Annotated in this window: 18 protein-coding genes and 1 pseudogene; 6 read left to right on the top strand and 13 right to left on the bottom strand. The window is 58.1% G+C overall.

Going from position 1 to position 13902, the window contains the following annotated elements; all coding sequences use genetic code 11:
• The first annotated feature begins 558 nt into the window (after positions 1–558).
• Positions 559–921 (top strand): hypothetical protein, encoded by a 363-nt coding sequence (locus ACVW1C_RS00425; protein WP_456756683.1) that lies wholly within the window; start codon positions 559–561, stop codon positions 919–921.
• A gap of 17 nt (positions 922–938) precedes the next feature.
• Here ACVW1C_RS00425 and ACVW1C_RS00420 read toward each other — a convergent pair whose 3' ends face one another.
• The 4 genes from ACVW1C_RS00420 to ACVW1C_RS00405 form a co-directional block, all read right to left on the bottom strand.
• A complete protein-coding gene (locus tag ACVW1C_RS00420) occupies positions 939–1310 on the bottom strand; it encodes a hypothetical protein (protein ID WP_456756682.1) in 372 nt (123 codons plus the stop codon).
• 302 nt (positions 1311–1612) lie between these two features.
• On the bottom strand, positions 1613–2161 hold the full coding sequence (locus ACVW1C_RS00415) for an ATP-dependent DNA ligase (RefSeq protein ID WP_456756681.1): 549 nt from the start codon (positions 2159–2161) through the stop codon (positions 1613–1615).
• 47 nt (positions 2162–2208) lie between these two features.
• Complete coding sequence (gene ku, locus ACVW1C_RS00410; protein WP_456756680.1) at positions 2209–3057, bottom strand: non-homologous end joining protein Ku; 849 nt, start codon at positions 3055–3057, stop codon at positions 2209–2211.
• A 69-nt stretch (positions 3058–3126) separates the two neighbouring features.
• Entirely contained in the window at positions 3127–3402 is a 276-nt protein-coding gene (locus tag ACVW1C_RS00405; RefSeq protein WP_456756679.1) for a hypothetical protein, read from the bottom strand.
• A 162-nt stretch (positions 3403–3564) separates the two neighbouring features.
• Between ACVW1C_RS00405 and ACVW1C_RS00400 the strand changes: the two genes are divergently transcribed.
• On the top strand, positions 3565–3774 hold the full coding sequence (locus ACVW1C_RS00400; protein WP_456756678.1) for a DUF3606 domain-containing protein: 210 nt from the start codon (positions 3565–3567) through the stop codon (positions 3772–3774).
• Here ACVW1C_RS00400 and ACVW1C_RS00395 read toward each other — a convergent pair.
• The 3 genes from ACVW1C_RS00395 to ACVW1C_RS00385 form a co-directional block, all read right to left on the bottom strand.
• Positions 3771–4439: an SOS response-associated peptidase gene (locus ACVW1C_RS00395; RefSeq protein WP_456756677.1), complete on the bottom strand. Its 669-nt coding sequence runs from the start codon at positions 4437–4439 to the stop codon at positions 3771–3773. The genes ACVW1C_RS00400 and ACVW1C_RS00395 overlap by 4 nt on opposite strands.
• Before the next feature lie 53 nt (positions 4440–4492).
• Entirely contained in the window at positions 4493–6139 is a 1647-nt protein-coding gene (locus tag ACVW1C_RS00390; RefSeq protein WP_456756676.1) for a recombinase family protein, read from the bottom strand.
• A 301-nt stretch (positions 6140–6440) separates the two neighbouring features.
• The gene (locus tag ACVW1C_RS00385; RefSeq protein ID WP_456756675.1) at positions 6441–7073 is read right to left on the bottom strand and encodes a hypothetical protein; all 633 of its coding nucleotides are present in this window, start codon (positions 7071–7073) and stop codon (positions 6441–6443) included.
• A gap of 425 nt (positions 7074–7498) precedes the next feature.
• Between ACVW1C_RS00385 and ACVW1C_RS00380 the strand changes: the two genes are divergently transcribed.
• The gene (locus ACVW1C_RS00380) at positions 7499–7699 is read left to right on the top strand and encodes a hypothetical protein (protein WP_176529947.1); all 201 of its coding nucleotides are present in this window, start codon (positions 7499–7501) and stop codon (positions 7697–7699) included.
• A gap of 15 nt (positions 7700–7714) precedes the next feature.
• Here ACVW1C_RS00380 and ACVW1C_RS00375 read toward each other — a convergent pair whose 3' ends face one another.
• Positions 7715–7957, bottom strand: coding sequence for a hypothetical protein (locus ACVW1C_RS00375; RefSeq protein ID WP_456756674.1), 243 nt, complete (start codon positions 7955–7957; stop codon positions 7715–7717).
• A gap of 217 nt (positions 7958–8174) precedes the next feature.
• Positions 8175–8583: pseudogene (locus ACVW1C_RS00370) on the bottom strand (hypothetical protein).
• 543 nt (positions 8584–9126) lie between these two features.
• Here ACVW1C_RS00370 and ACVW1C_RS00365 point away from each other — a divergent pair.
• A complete protein-coding gene (locus ACVW1C_RS00365) occupies positions 9127–10704 on the top strand; it encodes an anti-phage dCTP deaminase (protein WP_456756673.1) in 1578 nt (525 codons plus the stop codon).
• A gap of 49 nt (positions 10705–10753) precedes the next feature.
• The gene (locus ACVW1C_RS00360) at positions 10754–10957 is read left to right on the top strand and encodes a hypothetical protein (RefSeq protein ID WP_456756672.1); all 204 of its coding nucleotides are present in this window, start codon (positions 10754–10756) and stop codon (positions 10955–10957) included.
• Between the two features lie 316 nt (positions 10958–11273).
• On the opposite strand, the gene ACVW1C_RS00355 is transcribed toward ACVW1C_RS00360, so the two are convergent.
• The 4 genes from ACVW1C_RS00355 to mprA all read right to left on the bottom strand — a co-directional run bounded on the left by ACVW1C_RS00355 (position 11274) and on the right by mprA (position 13291).
• Positions 11274–12566 (bottom strand): IS701 family transposase, encoded by a 1293-nt coding sequence (locus tag ACVW1C_RS00355; protein ID WP_456756671.1) that lies wholly within the window; start codon positions 12564–12566, stop codon positions 11274–11276.
• Complete coding sequence (locus tag ACVW1C_RS00350) at positions 12563–12793, bottom strand: hypothetical protein (protein ID WP_456756670.1); 231 nt, start codon at positions 12791–12793, stop codon at positions 12563–12565. The genes ACVW1C_RS00355 and ACVW1C_RS00350 overlap by 4 nt, the downstream gene beginning before the upstream one ends.
• Positions 12794–12974: 181 nt before the next feature.
• Entirely contained in the window at positions 12975–13208 is a 234-nt protein-coding gene (locus tag ACVW1C_RS00345; protein WP_456756669.1) for a hypothetical protein, read from the bottom strand.
• Between the two features lie 14 nt (positions 13209–13222).
• Positions 13223–13291, bottom strand: a complete 69-nt coding sequence (gene mprA / locus ACVW1C_RS00340) for an MprA protease, GlyGly-CTERM protein-sorting domain-containing form (protein WP_456762970.1) — start codon at positions 13289–13291, stop codon at positions 13223–13225.
• A 141-nt stretch (positions 13292–13432) separates the two neighbouring features.
• Here mprA and ACVW1C_RS00335 point away from each other — a divergent pair, with 141 nt between their 5' ends.
• Entirely contained in the window at positions 13433–13738 is a 306-nt protein-coding gene (locus ACVW1C_RS00335) for a hypothetical protein (protein WP_456756668.1), read from the top strand.
• The last annotated feature ends 164 nt before the right edge of the window (positions 13739–13902 follow it).

The raw sequence follows: 13902 nt of genomic DNA, 5'->3' as shown, positions 1-13902 counted from the left end.
TTTTTGATCGTCAGGAATGGGCTCACGCGCAAGAGGGGGCAAAGGTTAGTTACGAAGAGCGGGAAAATCCGGGCAAGACTTCGGCCGAAAACCTGCGGGTAGGCTGACGCGGGCTAAGGAACAAGTGACAACGCCAGGAGTCATGGAAAATACTCCCGGCTCTCACACCCCCCACACACCGGTCGGGAGTTTGGAATGGCGACCTCGGCGTGCGTGGGCGCCGGGGTCGTTCTCGTCTCAGAGTACGGTCCGCGAACATCCGCGTTGCGCTCGTGTTGCGTGGATAGCGAGCGCTCCGCGCTGAGTACGCCGAAGCGAGACCTCGGGGCAGGGGGCCATGGGGTGAGGTCTCGCCGTCTTGCGGTAGTTGGGGTTCTCAGCCTTGGAGGAGCTGAGGCGTGTATCGAACCAGCGTTCTGCCCGTCCGTCAATGGTTATGGGCGGCCCTCGAAAAAGACCCCATGTGCATTGCCGCACGTCCAAAAAGGCAATTGTAGCGAGCGCTGCGCGTTGATACTACCCGACCCCACCGATTGCTCCCCCTGAAGGATTTTCTTGATGCGTCTGATTGCTTCGATCGCAGCGATGCTGCTCCTGGCTGGCTGCGGCTCCGACTTCACCTGCTCGTCGACCTCCGTGGTCGAGAAGCTCACTGACTTCTTTCGCGAAGCCCTAGCTCCAGTCGGCATCCCACCCGCATTCGATCCTGAGAAGACCGTCTATCGCTTCGAGGATGTCCGGCAGCAGGGCGGCAACGACCATCAACTCGCCTGCGCGGCCACCTTCTACAGCATCCTGGTTCCGCGCCCGGGCGCGAGCTACGACAAGCAGGCGCTGGATCAGGCCAACAAGATGGGGCAGCCGATCAACTACACCGTCGAAAAGCTCGACAAGGGCGGCGTGTACGTCACCGTCCGATAGCGGCAAGGGCTTCGCCCTCAAGAGCCGCAGTTCCGCTGCGACGCATAAATTCTAGCGAACGGCAGGGCGAGCTGGACGCCGATCTTGCGGGCGAGCTGGACTTCGATGAAGTCCTTCAGGCCGTCGGTGACCACGCGGCCCTCGGCGATCTTCCGCTCCAGCTCGCGGGCGATGTCTTCGCTGGCGTCCCTCGACCAGCCCTCGGCCGGATTGAACGCCACGATGCGCAGCACCTGCTCGTATTGGCCGCTGAGCAGGTCGTTGATCAGGGTTCGGTAGTCGACGTCCTCGTCGGTCTCGCGGAACGCTGCACCGGCCTGAAAGTCCTCTAGGACGAGGTAGAAATCCTTGTCGAGCCGGTCGTTCGGAACAATCGAGGGCGAGGCCATACGCTGGAACTCCACTGACCGAGACATAAGATAGGCGCTGGATCGTCAAGAAGCGAATCCGCCTCGGTCGCAATTCGAGCGGCTGTCGCACGATCCTGGCCATCAATGCCGCCAGCCGTTCTTGACGATGAGCGGTTTGAAACCCTTCGGCAGACGCGGTGTCTCGCGCTCGCCGAGTTGGTTACACTTGCTGCACGGTGCGCCCGCACCTCCGCATTTGCAGGCTCGATCGCCGAATGCCGGTCGATCCGGATGATTCTCACAAACCCATCCAGAGTCGCCACAGAGGACGCAGACCACGGTCATTCGAACCTCCGCAACATCGCTGGGTGGGTTCGGTTTTTGACTTTGATCCAGTTCTTCGATCGCCCGGCCGTATAGCCGCGGTCGCGATGTTTCGAGACCAAGCCTTCGAGGCCCATCAGGCAGGCATGCCGATAAAGTGCGGGGCCGATCTCGCCCTGCTCAAAGGGTGCAAGGTGAATGCCCTCGACACGCCGGGCAAGGATGCGGGCGAGGTTGGTCTTGCGGAGGTGCAGCGGCAGCTTGCGCAGATCGTCGCCTTCGAGCGCGAGAACATCGAAGGCGTAGAGTTGCACCTCGTCGTCATGCTTGCGTGAGTGCAGGCCGTTGAAATCAGAAACGCCGTCGACGCTGAGCAGCACGGCCTCGCCGTCGATGACAAAGCGGTCGCATCGGATGCGCAGCGCGGCCTCACGAATCACCGGAAAACGCTTGCTCCAGTCGTGGCCGTTTTTGGTGAACAGGCGGGCGACCTTGCCTTCGCGTTGGACAATCAGCCGATAGCCGTCCTGCTTGATCTCATGCAGCCAGTCTGCGCCGGCCGGCACGGTCGTCCCCGCGGTCGGAATGCATGGCTCGAACGGCCGGATAGGCATTAGCCCGCTTTGCGTCGCGGCTTGGCCGCAGCCTTCTTCGCCTTGGGGGATTTCGCCGCCGGCGCAGCCTTGCTGCCGTCCTGGATGCTCTGCTTCAAGGCGTCCATCAAATTGAAGACGTTACTCGGCGCGGGCTGTCTCGTAGTTGCAATGGGCTGCCCCTTGCGCTTCTGGTCCAGCAACTCCTGCAGCGCGTGTTCGTAGTGGTCCTCAAATTTATCCGGCTCGAAGTGTCCCGACTTCTGCTCGACGATATGCTTGGCCAGATCCAGCATATCCTTGGTGATCTTCACGTCTTGAATGTCGTCGAAATATTCGCCTGAATCGCGCACTTCATAGGGATAGCGCAACAGCATCCCCACCAGACCCTTGTCGCGGGCCTCCAGCGCTATGACATGCTCGCGATTGGTCAGCACGACGCGCGCGAGGGCGACCTTATCGAGCGAGCGGATAGTTTCCCGGATGACCGCGTAGGCGTCGTGGCCGACCTTACCATCAGGCACAATGTAATAGGGGCGGACGAGGTAGAGATCATCGATCTCCTTCTTCGGCACGAACTCGTCGATCTCGATCGTGCGCGTGGATTCGAGGGCTATATTCTCGAGTTCGTCCTTAGTGACCTCAAGATACTGATCCTTGTCGACCTGATAGCCCTTGATGATGTCTTCGTTGGCGACCTCTTCGCCGGTGTCCGCATCAACCTTGAGGTAACGGATCCGATGGCCGGTGTTCTTGTTGATCTGGTTGAAGCTGATCTTGTCGGATTCAGACGTCGCCGGGAACAAGGCGACGGGGCACGTGACAAGCGATAGCCGTAAAAAGCCCTTCCAATTGGCGCGCTGGGCCATACTCAAAAACTCCACTTGTACTCAATGACCCGAATATAGGCAGGGGCCGCGGGAAGTGGAGTCCGTCGGTCAGCATTCTGGGCAGGTATCGCCGACGCCGCGGAGCACTTCATCAATCGCGGCCTGGCTCTGCTCGGGCGTCGTGCCGGGGAAGGGATGGTTCCAAGCTGCCTCGCGGGCCCGGTTCCGTGCCTCTGGATCTGCACGGTCGATCGCATGGCCGTGGTGTTCGCACTCGCGCACCGCGTGATACTCGATGAGGGTCCCGATCGCCCAGCCCTTCAGGGTGCGATAAGCGGGGCGGGAGGTTCGGAGAGGCAGGCTACGTCGTGCATTGCTCTTCATGATGTGGTCTCGAATCGAACGACACCACTAATCATAGCACCAGGGTCAACGGCTTCTCCGCCGCGACAGCACTTATACCCGCTATGCAGGTTAGGAACCGATGCGGGTGGGTTGTGGTTCCCGATTTGCCGCAAGGAAATTGCGGCTTATTTGGAGGTGTGAATGGCAAAGAAAGTGAAGAAGACCGCCCGCGGTCGCAAGCAGGACCGGGCCCGTGTGGCCGGAGGCCAGGACTATGAGGTCCGCTACGAGGCGAAGAAGACCGGAAAGTCGGCTGCTGCAGTGAAAAAGGTGGTCAAGAAGGTTGGCAACAGCCGCAAGCGTGTCGAGGGGCGCCTTGGCTCTTCGGCGAAGAAAACACGGAGCCGTTAGGCGGCAGGTGCGGGCGGGTCCTCCTTGGCGGACCCGCGCGCAACGATCTTGAGCGCTCCGTCGGGCAACGGCCGCTGCAGCATCTTCGCCTCGTCCCATGGTGCACGCATCCAGACGTCGCGCTCCTCGTCGGTGGTCAGGATCACCGGCATGGCCTTTGGGTGGATCGGCGCGACGATTCCGTTCGGCTCGGTCGTCAGGAAACCATAGACCAGGTGAGGACCGGGGATTGGCTTGGACTTTGTGCCCCGCTCGCTCTTGAACTCGGTCCAGATGCCAGCGAAGGCCGTCGGAGGCTGATCGTCGTTTAGCGCGAACCAAACGACGTCCTTCTTCTTGGTCTCGGGGTTTGGCTCCGGCGCGTACTCGGCGAAGCTGTTGAACGGCACCAGGCAGCGGTTCTCAGGCTTCAGCCAACCGCGCCAGTGCGGCGACGACGTGTTGCGGATGTTGGTGACCGGAGGGCCGCCCGTGCGCGGTGGAGGCGGCATGCCCCAACGCATCAGAACCATCTCGCGCTTGTCACCGACATTGCGGACGACCGGGGCGGGGTAGTCTGGAAACACTCCCGGCATAGGCGCAAGGTTGCCAACGTAGCGGTTGACAACGCGGAACAGATTCAGGATCGCGGCTTGGTTGGTGGTGATGCTGTAGAGGTTGCACATAAAGTTGAGAAGATTCTGCCGAGGTTAGTCTTGGAGACCCATTTTGCGCTCGATCAGTGGTGTGCGCCATCCGACTTTCTTGGGGAGCGATTTGTTCTTTGTGCCGGTATCTGACTGTTGCGGAAGGAGGTTGGGAAGGCCGCGTTTTCATTTTGTTTAGGCGGAGGGAGAGCGCTAATCCTGCTGCATTCTTCTCGCGAGGCACGCAGCCTGCCATAGAGAGCTGCCATAACGGCCTCGAGGCTGTCGAGCCGCATTCGACTGAAGAGACGATCCGACACGCGTAACTTCTTTCTGTCCTTCGTCAACGGAAGCGCAGCGGTTGGGAGAAGGAAATAGTCGCGAATGCTGCTATTGCCACTGTCCATCCGAATCAAGAGCGTAAGTTCGGCCTTTTGGTACTTGAGCTTCCGTACCTCCCATCGGCGAGACCTGGTGTCACCGTCCGAAACGGCGCGCGCCACTGCTACCGATACAGTCAATCCTCCGGAAATCGTAACAAGGTACAGTTCGTGCAAAAATGAGGCGTTTACGCCGCGCCCTCTTAGATTGATGATGATATCATCGACCACCGAGCAGATCGTGCGATCAATTTCCACGGCGATCTCCATAAAGCGGTAACGATTGTCGGGCCTGTAGCCAACAAGTTCATAGGCCCTCATGAGAGACCCAAATCTTTTTGTGTATACAGCGGGGTGACGCACGCCCTTTGCCGCCTGGATGATGTGCACTGACAATCGGCCCTTTCGTCTCAGGAGAGCCGCTAAATCATCAAGCAACTGCTGATCAGTTTCCTTCCTGTTGTTTGCGACTTCAGCGAGCCGCTTTCGTGTCCGAGCGAAAAGGCGCGGATCGACGATGCCTTCGAAAGCGTTGTCGTGGCGGATCCACATTTCAGGCGGGTTGTCGACACGTCGCCCGGCAAGCTTCATTGAGCTGCGATTGAAAACGATATGACCCAAATAAATCTCATTCGCGAGGAGGTTGCTGACAGTCAGCGCGGTCCATCGTTTTCCGCCCGGACTTAATAGGCCTTCAGCGTTGAGTTCCTCCGCAATTTGTGTCCTATTTTTCCTGTGTATCGCGAACGACGAGAAGATGCGACGGACGATCCTGACTTCCGAGCTAGGTCCTCGGACGAGAACGACCCGTTCGGATTTCAAGTTCTTCTGCTGGCCGCGCTCCAGCGCGCCCTTTTGCTTACCGTTCGCGTCGACGAGCATCCGACGCAGCCCGTAGGGTGCCGCTCCGCCCCGCCAGTATCCTCGGTCGACGATATTCGATTGGCCCATAAATGTATTTCGCGACAGGTCCCGGCTGAAGCCAGCAGCCCGCGCGCGCGTCAAATTCTTGAGTATCACTGATGACAGGCTGCCATCGTTTTCAAATTCTTCAGAGCAATAGTGAACCGATATTCCCGCCCGTGTGCAGATGAACTCGTAGAAGGCGCTTTCGTCAGTGTCTTGAAACCGCCCCCAACGGCTAATGTCGAAGACGAGGACACAATCAAAATCCGATCGTCCACTGTCGACGTCATCAATGAGTTCCTGCAAACCTTTACGGCGGGCAATGGTAAGACCGCTGCGCCCTGGATCAGAATAAGTGCGGACGATTTCTATACCTCGGCGTGCTGCGTAGACAGCGATGGCGGCTACTTGAATATCGATCGAGTATTTTTGAGGGTCGGACGACATCCGCACGTATTGTGCTGCACGAAGCGTCGGGGGCGATTGCTGATGTACTTGGACGGCGGTGGTATCTGCAGGCCTTCGCCCGCGCGGCACCGTTGCACGTTCTCTGACCTTCGGAGAAGATGATCGTGGCCTAGGCACTGTCGAAGACCTGCAACCGTGCAACCGCCGCAGGTTGATAATGCCGACAATCCTACATGGTTCCTTGGACAAACCGGCACGAGCAGGCCTATCCCTGCGGTCTCATTCCCAAGTGGTGGCGCAAATGCTGCCATACATGCCCACGAGTCCATAAGGGCGCTGGTGCGCTTTAAACGAGCCTGTCTTTCCCGGCCTGCGTCATTCTGACGAATGTCCCGCTCTCGTGGTACTCGAGCCAGCCGTGGCCGATCGCATGCTGTAGTCCGGCCCAATATTCTGCCGGTGTCGCCTTGTCCTCATCGATCATCGGGCGGTTGATCTTCTCGATGTAGATCCTGCCGTCCTGGATGGGCTCAAAAGCCCGGGCGTGTTCCATGATCCTGCGGGCGGCTTTCTCGGGATTGGCGTAAGGACGATCTGCGGTGAGTTTCATCGGTCGGGAATCACGACTTCCATCCCACACTGAATGGCATCGCGTGACCGACCCTGTCATGCCAATTCGGAACGATGTTAACAGCGCCAGCGGCGCCGCAGACGGTGCACACCAGTCGCCAGCCAACGCGCGACCATGGCTGATCTTGGGGTAGGGCATCCAGCTTGAAATCGACCAACCGATCGCAACCGCCGTGGCACTGGATATTGCAGGTAACGTGGCCGTCCGCGAGCCAATCAGCCGGACTTCCCGGCGGGTAGCGGCCGGACCATTTCGAGTATCGACGCTGGTGCATGGCTGGATGATGGCGCCGATCGCATACGGAGAGAAGCCGCTAGGAATCGGTCGCCTATGGGTGGGGATCACCAAGGGTGGGTCAATCGTCTAGCGCGGTTGGCCCAGATGTTCTTGCGATGTCGTCGAGTGCTCAGAAATCCGCTTGGTCGCGTCGTGCTCCGTAACAAAGCCCTTGATAACTTCCGTTTCGCCATCGGGCCATAGAATATCGATCCTCCAACCGGCGCCGGGATTTTTGCAAGCCATGAAAGCCGGTAGCTGCTCGATCATCGGGGGACTATGCGCCGACGGTGGCCAGCTACAAGCCAGTGATCCTGCCACACTCCGCTTTTTGGCCCCGGTCCGCAAACCGACACCGCCGCGAATATTCGGCGCTGTGGCCTGTTCTGATAGTGGTTGAGTAGCTACACATAGAACATCTCAGCTCCGCCGCTTGGCAATTTACCGGTGACTGCGAGCATCACGCTCCCGCCTTCCACGAGGCAAGAAAGTGCGTCATGCAGCAACGGCATCCTGTCAAACATTCCACGTCGCTTTATCAACGCTTGAACGAAGAAGCGCAGCGCCGGCGCAAAGAGGCAAGAGGAACTCCACCGGGCATCGAGCGCGAACGACTCCTGCGCAAGGCGCGGCAGGCGGACAACGCCTCTCAGATGACTGAGTGGCTTTCATCTCGCGGTTTGCGAGCACCGATGTGATGGTCGATTACCGCTTCACGGCCGAGGCTTGCCCGTAGACGTCGGTGGCTGAGAGACCGAACGCGCTCCCGCCTGCATAATGAGGGAATCCGTGAGCGACTGCTTGATGTGTTCGGCCTGTTCCATCGTCAGTTTCTCGGCGAAACGGCCACCTTTTTCCAACTGCGCCGGTCCCTTGAGTTCTCGATCGTAAACCATCCAGTCGGTGCTTCCTCTTCGAACAATGAATCTGGCGTGTAGAGGTGGGGTGTTGTTCAATGATACCTCCCCGATTGGTCGGGCCGCTGGTCTCAGAATCACACACCAGGCGACAGTTTATTCCTGAACCGGGACACTGAAATTCCCGGCAGCAAGTCTCGTGCACGGTTCGTGCCATCGGCAAGATAGGATCGAGAATGATGCGCAGTCGCATTCAAACCTGCCGGACTTCGGCGGGTTTGTTCGGTTTGACGACTAGGTCAGTTCTTCATCGGCTCTACCGCGCCCCAGGCCACCAGGTCGACGGCGGGTTCATGACGGAGATCTTTGTGGTCCGGAGTGCCACGAGATGACTGCGCTTATACGGGTGGCCCTGCTGGCGGGAGCAGCCCTTGCACCGCATGTAGCGCTCGAGTTCGTGGACCGGCGTCCACTTCGCCGCCGGACGATATCCAGCGCGACAGTCTGGTGGGTCTCGCAGCCGAGGCACTTCACCTCGAGGTATCGGTAAGTCCGTTGAGCGCGTCGCCGAGCGCCGGGGAGGGCTGGGCCGGCCCTGGAAGGAGCATGCGGGCGTTCCATGCCTGGAAGGTCAATATGTCGGCGTCCCAGCGAGCATCGGCTGCCAGCTCGGCCAAATGCCGGACGGTGGCTCCGAACATATACTCACGGGACTTAAAGCCCATGGCGACCAAGGCCCCGCGAGACCAAAACCTTTCGGTCGCTACTGGATTGAGAGGTCGAGTGGTGATTGGGGGCCATGAGGCCCAGATTTTCCAGCAGAATGGATCGGACGAAAAGCCACCAGTAATCGCGGTGCTGATGCTCCGGCGAGCAAGGGATAGGTCAAGCTCCGCGCTTTGGAGGGGGCAGATCATGGCGGCTGGACGGCCTATGCAGCTCCGTCCGTGGGGCCACGAGGAGCAACGTCATGCTGTTGCGCGGCTAGGTTGCTTTTACGACTGCTGGTCGTTAGGAGTCTGATTCTGAAACGTATTTTTGTTCCGATCAGCACTTTGCCCTTGGGTGGCCTGTTGGGAGGATGAAGAATTCCGTTCAGATCTCCAGCTTTCTGCACGTTCAGAGGCTCGGGCTACGTCCCGCGCCAGCCAGCCTGGCCTTAGCTTTAATTCCGACATTGCGATCTCCTTTTGGCCAGAATAGACGAATCACCCAGCGATTGTAGGGTGTCATCCTTCCAATCTGTTGATTATCCAAAGGCGTAATGAATGAGTAATGAGGCAACGGCAACGACAAACCTCAGTTCCAAGGCTCTCTCATCGTCACTTCCCATTGAAGAGCATCCGGAACTTATCTTCGGGTTGGTAGGACCAATAGGTGTCGATCTCGAATCCGTAACCGAATGCCTTTCGATCGCACTAAGTGAGGTCGGCTACCATTCTGAGACGATCAGGATCACGGAATTAATGAAAGAGGTGGCGCTAAGCCTCCCTCTTGATGCAGCAGGCTATATCGATTCGTACCGCCAGCGAATTGATTACGCGAACAAAGTCCGAGAGGTCCTCAAACGCAACGACGCTCTGGCCATCCTTGCAATCAGTGCCATCCGCGAGTTTAGATTTGAGGCTACTGGAAATATCGATGAGCCAAAGCCAAAGCAAGCATATATCATACGGCAGTTCAAAAGACCCGAAGAAGTAAAGCTTCTGCGAAGCGTCTATGGTCGGCAGTTCATCCAGATATCGGCATATGCGCCGACCTCGTATCGAAAGAGGAGAATCGCAACAAAGGAGAGGCAATCAAAACGGAATCTCATTTCGCTTGTTGATGCCGAGAACGCAGCGAACTCTTTGGTTAAGCAAGATGAGATGGAGCAAGATCATGGCTTCGGCCAAAACGTGAGAGACGCCTTTCCGTTTGGCGACCTGTTTATTGAAGCTCCCGATAAAAAGTCTTGCAAGGAAACGGTCACGAGATTTGTCACGGCCCTTTTTGGCGACAATGAAGCATCACCGACTCATGATGAATATGGAATGTACCTTGCCAAATCGGCTTCGCTTCGTTCTTCGGCGCTAACTCGGCAGGTCGGTGCGGCGATCTTTCGGCGTACCGGCGAGGTCATTTCGCTCGGATGCAACGAGGTACCGAAAGCTGGTGGGGGCACGTATTGGAGCGGCGACCCCTCAGATATGCGCGATTTTGTCGGGGGGCGGGATCCGAATGACGAAAAAAAGACAGAGGTCCTTGTCGATCTTGTCGATCGGCTCATGAAACGCCAACTACTCTCGCCGCAATTCGTAGGCAACGAGGACGCCGCCGGCGTCGCGGCGAAACTATTGCTTGACGGCTCGAGGGACGGCGTCCGCGATTCTAAAGTCATGGACCTGATCGAGTTCGGCCGCGATATTCATGCTGAAATGTCCGCGATTACCGATGCGGCTAGAAAGGGGACGTCGATCGAAGGTGCGACGCTCTACTCGACCACGTTTCCCTGTCATCTATGTGCGAAGCACATTGTTGCTGCAGGAATAAAGCGCGTCGTTTATATCGAGCCATATCCCAAAAGCTACGCGGAGGATTTGCATTCAGATTCGATCGAGCTCGATGCTCCAGCGGACAGTAGGCGCGTAAATTTTCAACGGTTCATCGGCATCTCGCCGTACCGGTACCGTGATCTCTTCGAGAAAGGGAAGCGGAAATATCAGACTGGCGAGGCGCGAAAGTGGAGCCGCGGAGAAGGACAGCCAATGTTGGAAGTCATTTACCCAACCTACTTCAAAGCTGAGACTTTCGTCGTGGATCTCTTGAGTGTGGTGCTGAAGAGCGTGCCAGGAGCGACAAGATAGCTTGGCGGAGGGTCCGATTGAGGGCCGCTGCAGGGGCAGGGAGGGCAGGATGCCAGACTTCACAGTGATCGAGGGCAGCGGTCCCGACAAGGAAGAGCGCGAGAAGCAAGAGCAAGAGGCCAAACGGGAGCGCGCCCGTGAATTGGCGGAAAGCCAGTTCTCTTGGGAAGTCCGGGACTGCGCGGCCAATGTGCTGCGCATCGTGCGCGGCGCCGGGAAGAGGGGCGATCCCAAGGCGCTGGCACGATGCTAGTTACCCTTCGCCTTCAGCCCGATCTCGACCAGCCGGCGGATCGCCTCGGGGGAGTTCTCCAAAAGGTCTATCGTGCGCATAGCTGGGCTTGGTAAGTCACGTCCTGGATCGCCGCCAGGTATCGCTTGAGGGCATCAGCAAGATTGTCTTGCGCAACCCGTGCAGCCTCCGAAGCTGTCCTGAACTGCCCCGACGACGCGCGGCTTACGCCGCCCCAATCTAGCACTACTTTGGCAGAATGTGTTTGCGCCACTGTTTTTCACGGATTTTCTTTCGGCAATATGGGCACTGCTGAGGCGGGGGTCGAAGGATGAGATCAACGATGGCGTGACGTACGGCGGGCATGGTTGGCTGAGGCGGAGGCCCGTTGATTCTTTTTTTTCCGCCCCGCGTATGCGAGGCGACGATGTTGCAGGAAGGCGTAAGCAATCATTGTCATCAGGGCATGGCGATGAAGACCCTGCCAGGATCGCCCTTCGAAGTGATCAAGTCCGAGCTCCTCCTTCAACTGCTGATGCGCCTGCTCACAAATCCATCTTGCCTTAATGGTGGCGGCCAGTGTGCGCAGATCCGTCGTCGCAGGGAGATTGGCGAGATAGTATTTCTTTTCCCCCGAGGCACGTTGCTCGCCAATGAGCCAAGCTTCGTCGCCCGGGAGATGCTGCTGACCCTTATCCCATATCCGCTGCGGAGGGCCGTCGGCGGTGCGGACACGGAGAGCAGCAAATCGGGCTTTCAGCCGACCTTTCGTCCCGCTGCGCCAACTCACGGCTTTCCATTTGGCGCTGGCCAACATTTGTTCTGCCGCAATCGATAAGATATCGGGCACGTGGTGCTTTCGTGGTTTCCCGCGGACTTTGGTAATCGGCCAAATGAGCTTCACGTCGACCGGATACACCTTCAGGTGCCGAGGGATGCCGACAGCCCAGGCCAGCCCGCGCTCTGTTAGCCCTTGTCGAAATGGTGCGCTAAGTCCGTATCCTGCATCCGCCAGCACACATCCGAAGCGCACGTTGGCTGCCATCGCGCGGTCAATCTCGGCCAACGCAATTTCCGGCTTGGACCGTGGCGTTCGGTGTTCGACTGGCACGCGAGCGCGCTTCAAACGAGATACGTCGCTTGTCCAACTGTCAGGCAGAAAGAGACGTAACGCGACCATCACTGGCACTTCGCCGCGCGCAAGCGTCAAAGACACCAGCGTTTGGCAATTTGCCGTTTTGCCGAGAGCCGATGCGTATTGAGGCGCAACACCAACCGAGCGTTCGCCCTTCTTCGGCAGTGAGGTGTCATCAATAACCAGCACCGCGTCCCTGCCGCCGACAAGTCGGTCCGCCTGGTTGAGCAACTCCGTCTCCAGCGGCGTCGCGTCCCAGACACCGTCCGCAATGAAATGGTGCAGCTGATCGTAGTTGCCCGAGGCAAGGCGCTCCGCCATCGGCTGAACGCTCTTGCGATCGCCAGGACCGATTAGTCCCGCAACATACAGAGGACACATCCGCTGCCGAGTCTTATGACCCAGCCGGTCCAAGAACGGCATCAGCCAACGTTCGAGTTCGTCTTCCCATCCCGCCATGGTCAGCCCTCCAAGAGCCGACCACCCATGAATCATTGAAAAATTGATTCGGGAATCCTATAAAGCAAGGCAAAACCGACATTCTGCCAAAGTAGTGCTAGGTCGGATATCCGTTTGTTCGCACCACCAATGGCGATAACCAGCTGAGGCATCGCCGTAGCAATTGTCTCGCACTGTTGGCGGGTCTGAGCGGTTGCGGAATCGGGCAAGATGGCTCCAATAAGCACTGCGGCCGGAAGCCACAGTTTTCGCGCTGCATTCATAAAAGCGCTCCTTAAAAAGCGTAATCATCCTGCAACCGAAGAGCGAGTGCAAGGCCCGGGTTTTACGGAGTGTGAACTGGTTCACAACATGCCGAGATGCGACGGGCTGCTAAATCGGACGGGATTTACGCCAGGACATGGTAGTTCGAGCCCGACGGCTAGCTTTCTTTCAGGAGGCATCTCATTGAACACCCGGCTTGAAGCGCAGGGTTTTTCCATCGAACTCGATCACATCGCCGGTGATGGGAAGCCGGATACTGAATGGTCCAGAAATTCCTGGAGTGGTCTCGGTGTAACCAAGATTGCCACCAATCATTAGCGCCTGAGATGTGATGTGGTGTCGGATCTCTGAAACAGATTTCCCAGCCCTTTGCATGCCAACAGCCTGGTCGAACACGTCGCGAAATGTAGTCATTTCCGATCTCCGGTTTACGCCGGCATCTTCCGGCGCATCGCAAATCCAGTGCCGCCGATCGCCAACAGTGCCCCGGCGATCATCACCCAACGGCGCAATTGCAATGATAGCAGCAAGTCCTTTGCTATGGCTTACTTCAGGACATCGTACTCAGCCGCTACACCCTCCGGGTCGTTTTCCTCGAACCAGTTTTCTGCTGCCTCGATCGTTGCAAAGGCCCTAACATGGTCAGGATCGCCGACCTGCTTTCATCGCATCAGCCTGAACAGTTCGAGGACTTCGGTGACACGCAGCTAATCCAGACCGTGCTCGCACTTCACGACGAGTATGAGCGACGGCGAGAGAGGAGTGAGCGCGGCGATATAAGCCAAGAGGCGTCGCCCCCCTTGTTGGAAGGAGAGTCCGATCGAGCCTTTGCGTTGCATACCATCCATCGCGGTGCGCTCCAGGTAGCCGCTTCAGGACTGATCGGTCAGGACACGCAGCAAAGGGCTGGCGAGAGCGAGCTGCACCGCTGCACCGGGGGCTGACGATGTGGCAGCAATGGTTGGAAGACCGCGATCGGCGATTCCGGGAGAGGCAACACCAACCCGTATCGCAAAAAAGGTTCACCAATCTCGATAAGGAAACGCGCGCTCAGCGACCACCAAATGGAGGCCTGCAATCGGGAGATCGATCTGGCTTGGGAGTTGGC

The organism is Bradyrhizobium sp. USDA 4011 (genome assembly GCF_054063415.1).
Note: the sequence above shows the minus strand (reverse complement) of the source record. Positions and strands in the feature narration are given on the sequence as shown.

Bases quoted from the DNA above. Each gene is read 5' to 3' on its own strand.
- ACVW1C_RS00400 (WP_456756678.1), top strand. From the start codon at position 3,565: ATGGCAAAGAAAGTGAAGAAGACCGCCCGCGGTCGCAAGCAGGACCGG.
- ACVW1C_RS00420 (WP_456756682.1), bottom strand. From the start codon at position 1,310: ATGGCCTCGCCCTCGATTGTTCCGAACGACCGGCTCGACAAGGATTTC.
- ACVW1C_RS00345 (WP_456756669.1), bottom strand. From the start codon at position 13,208: ATGACTACATTTCGCGACGTGTTCGACCAGGCTGTTGGCATGCAAAGG.
- ACVW1C_RS00405 (WP_456756679.1), bottom strand. From the start codon at position 3,402: ATGAAGAGCAATGCACGACGTAGCCTGCCTCTCCGAACCTCCCGCCCC.
- ACVW1C_RS00360 (WP_456756672.1), top strand. From the start codon at position 10,754: ATGCCAGACTTCACAGTGATCGAGGGCAGCGGTCCCGACAAGGAAGAG.
- ACVW1C_RS00355 (WP_456756671.1), bottom strand. From the start codon at position 12,566: ATGATTCATGGGTGGTCGGCTCTTGGAGGGCTGACCATGGCGGGATGG.
- ACVW1C_RS00350 (WP_456756670.1), bottom strand. From the start codon at position 12,793: ATGAATGCAGCGCGAAAACTGTGGCTTCCGGCCGCAGTGCTTATTGGA.
- ACVW1C_RS00380 (WP_176529947.1), top strand. From the start codon at position 7,499: ATGCAGCAACGGCATCCTGTCAAACATTCCACGTCGCTTTATCAACGC.
- ku (WP_456756680.1), bottom strand. From the start codon at position 3,057: ATGGCCCAGCGCGCCAATTGGAAGGGCTTTTTACGGCTATCGCTTGTC.
- ACVW1C_RS00335 (WP_456756668.1), top strand. From the start codon at position 13,433: ATGGTCAGGATCGCCGACCTGCTTTCATCGCATCAGCCTGAACAGTTC.
- ACVW1C_RS00365 (WP_456756673.1), top strand. From the start codon at position 9,127: ATGAGTAATGAGGCAACGGCAACGACAAACCTCAGTTCCAAGGCTCTC.
- ACVW1C_RS00425 (WP_456756683.1), top strand. From the start codon at position 559: ATGCGTCTGATTGCTTCGATCGCAGCGATGCTGCTCCTGGCTGGCTGC.
- ACVW1C_RS00395 (WP_456756677.1), bottom strand. From the start codon at position 4,439: ATGTGCAACCTCTACAGCATCACCACCAACCAAGCCGCGATCCTGAAT.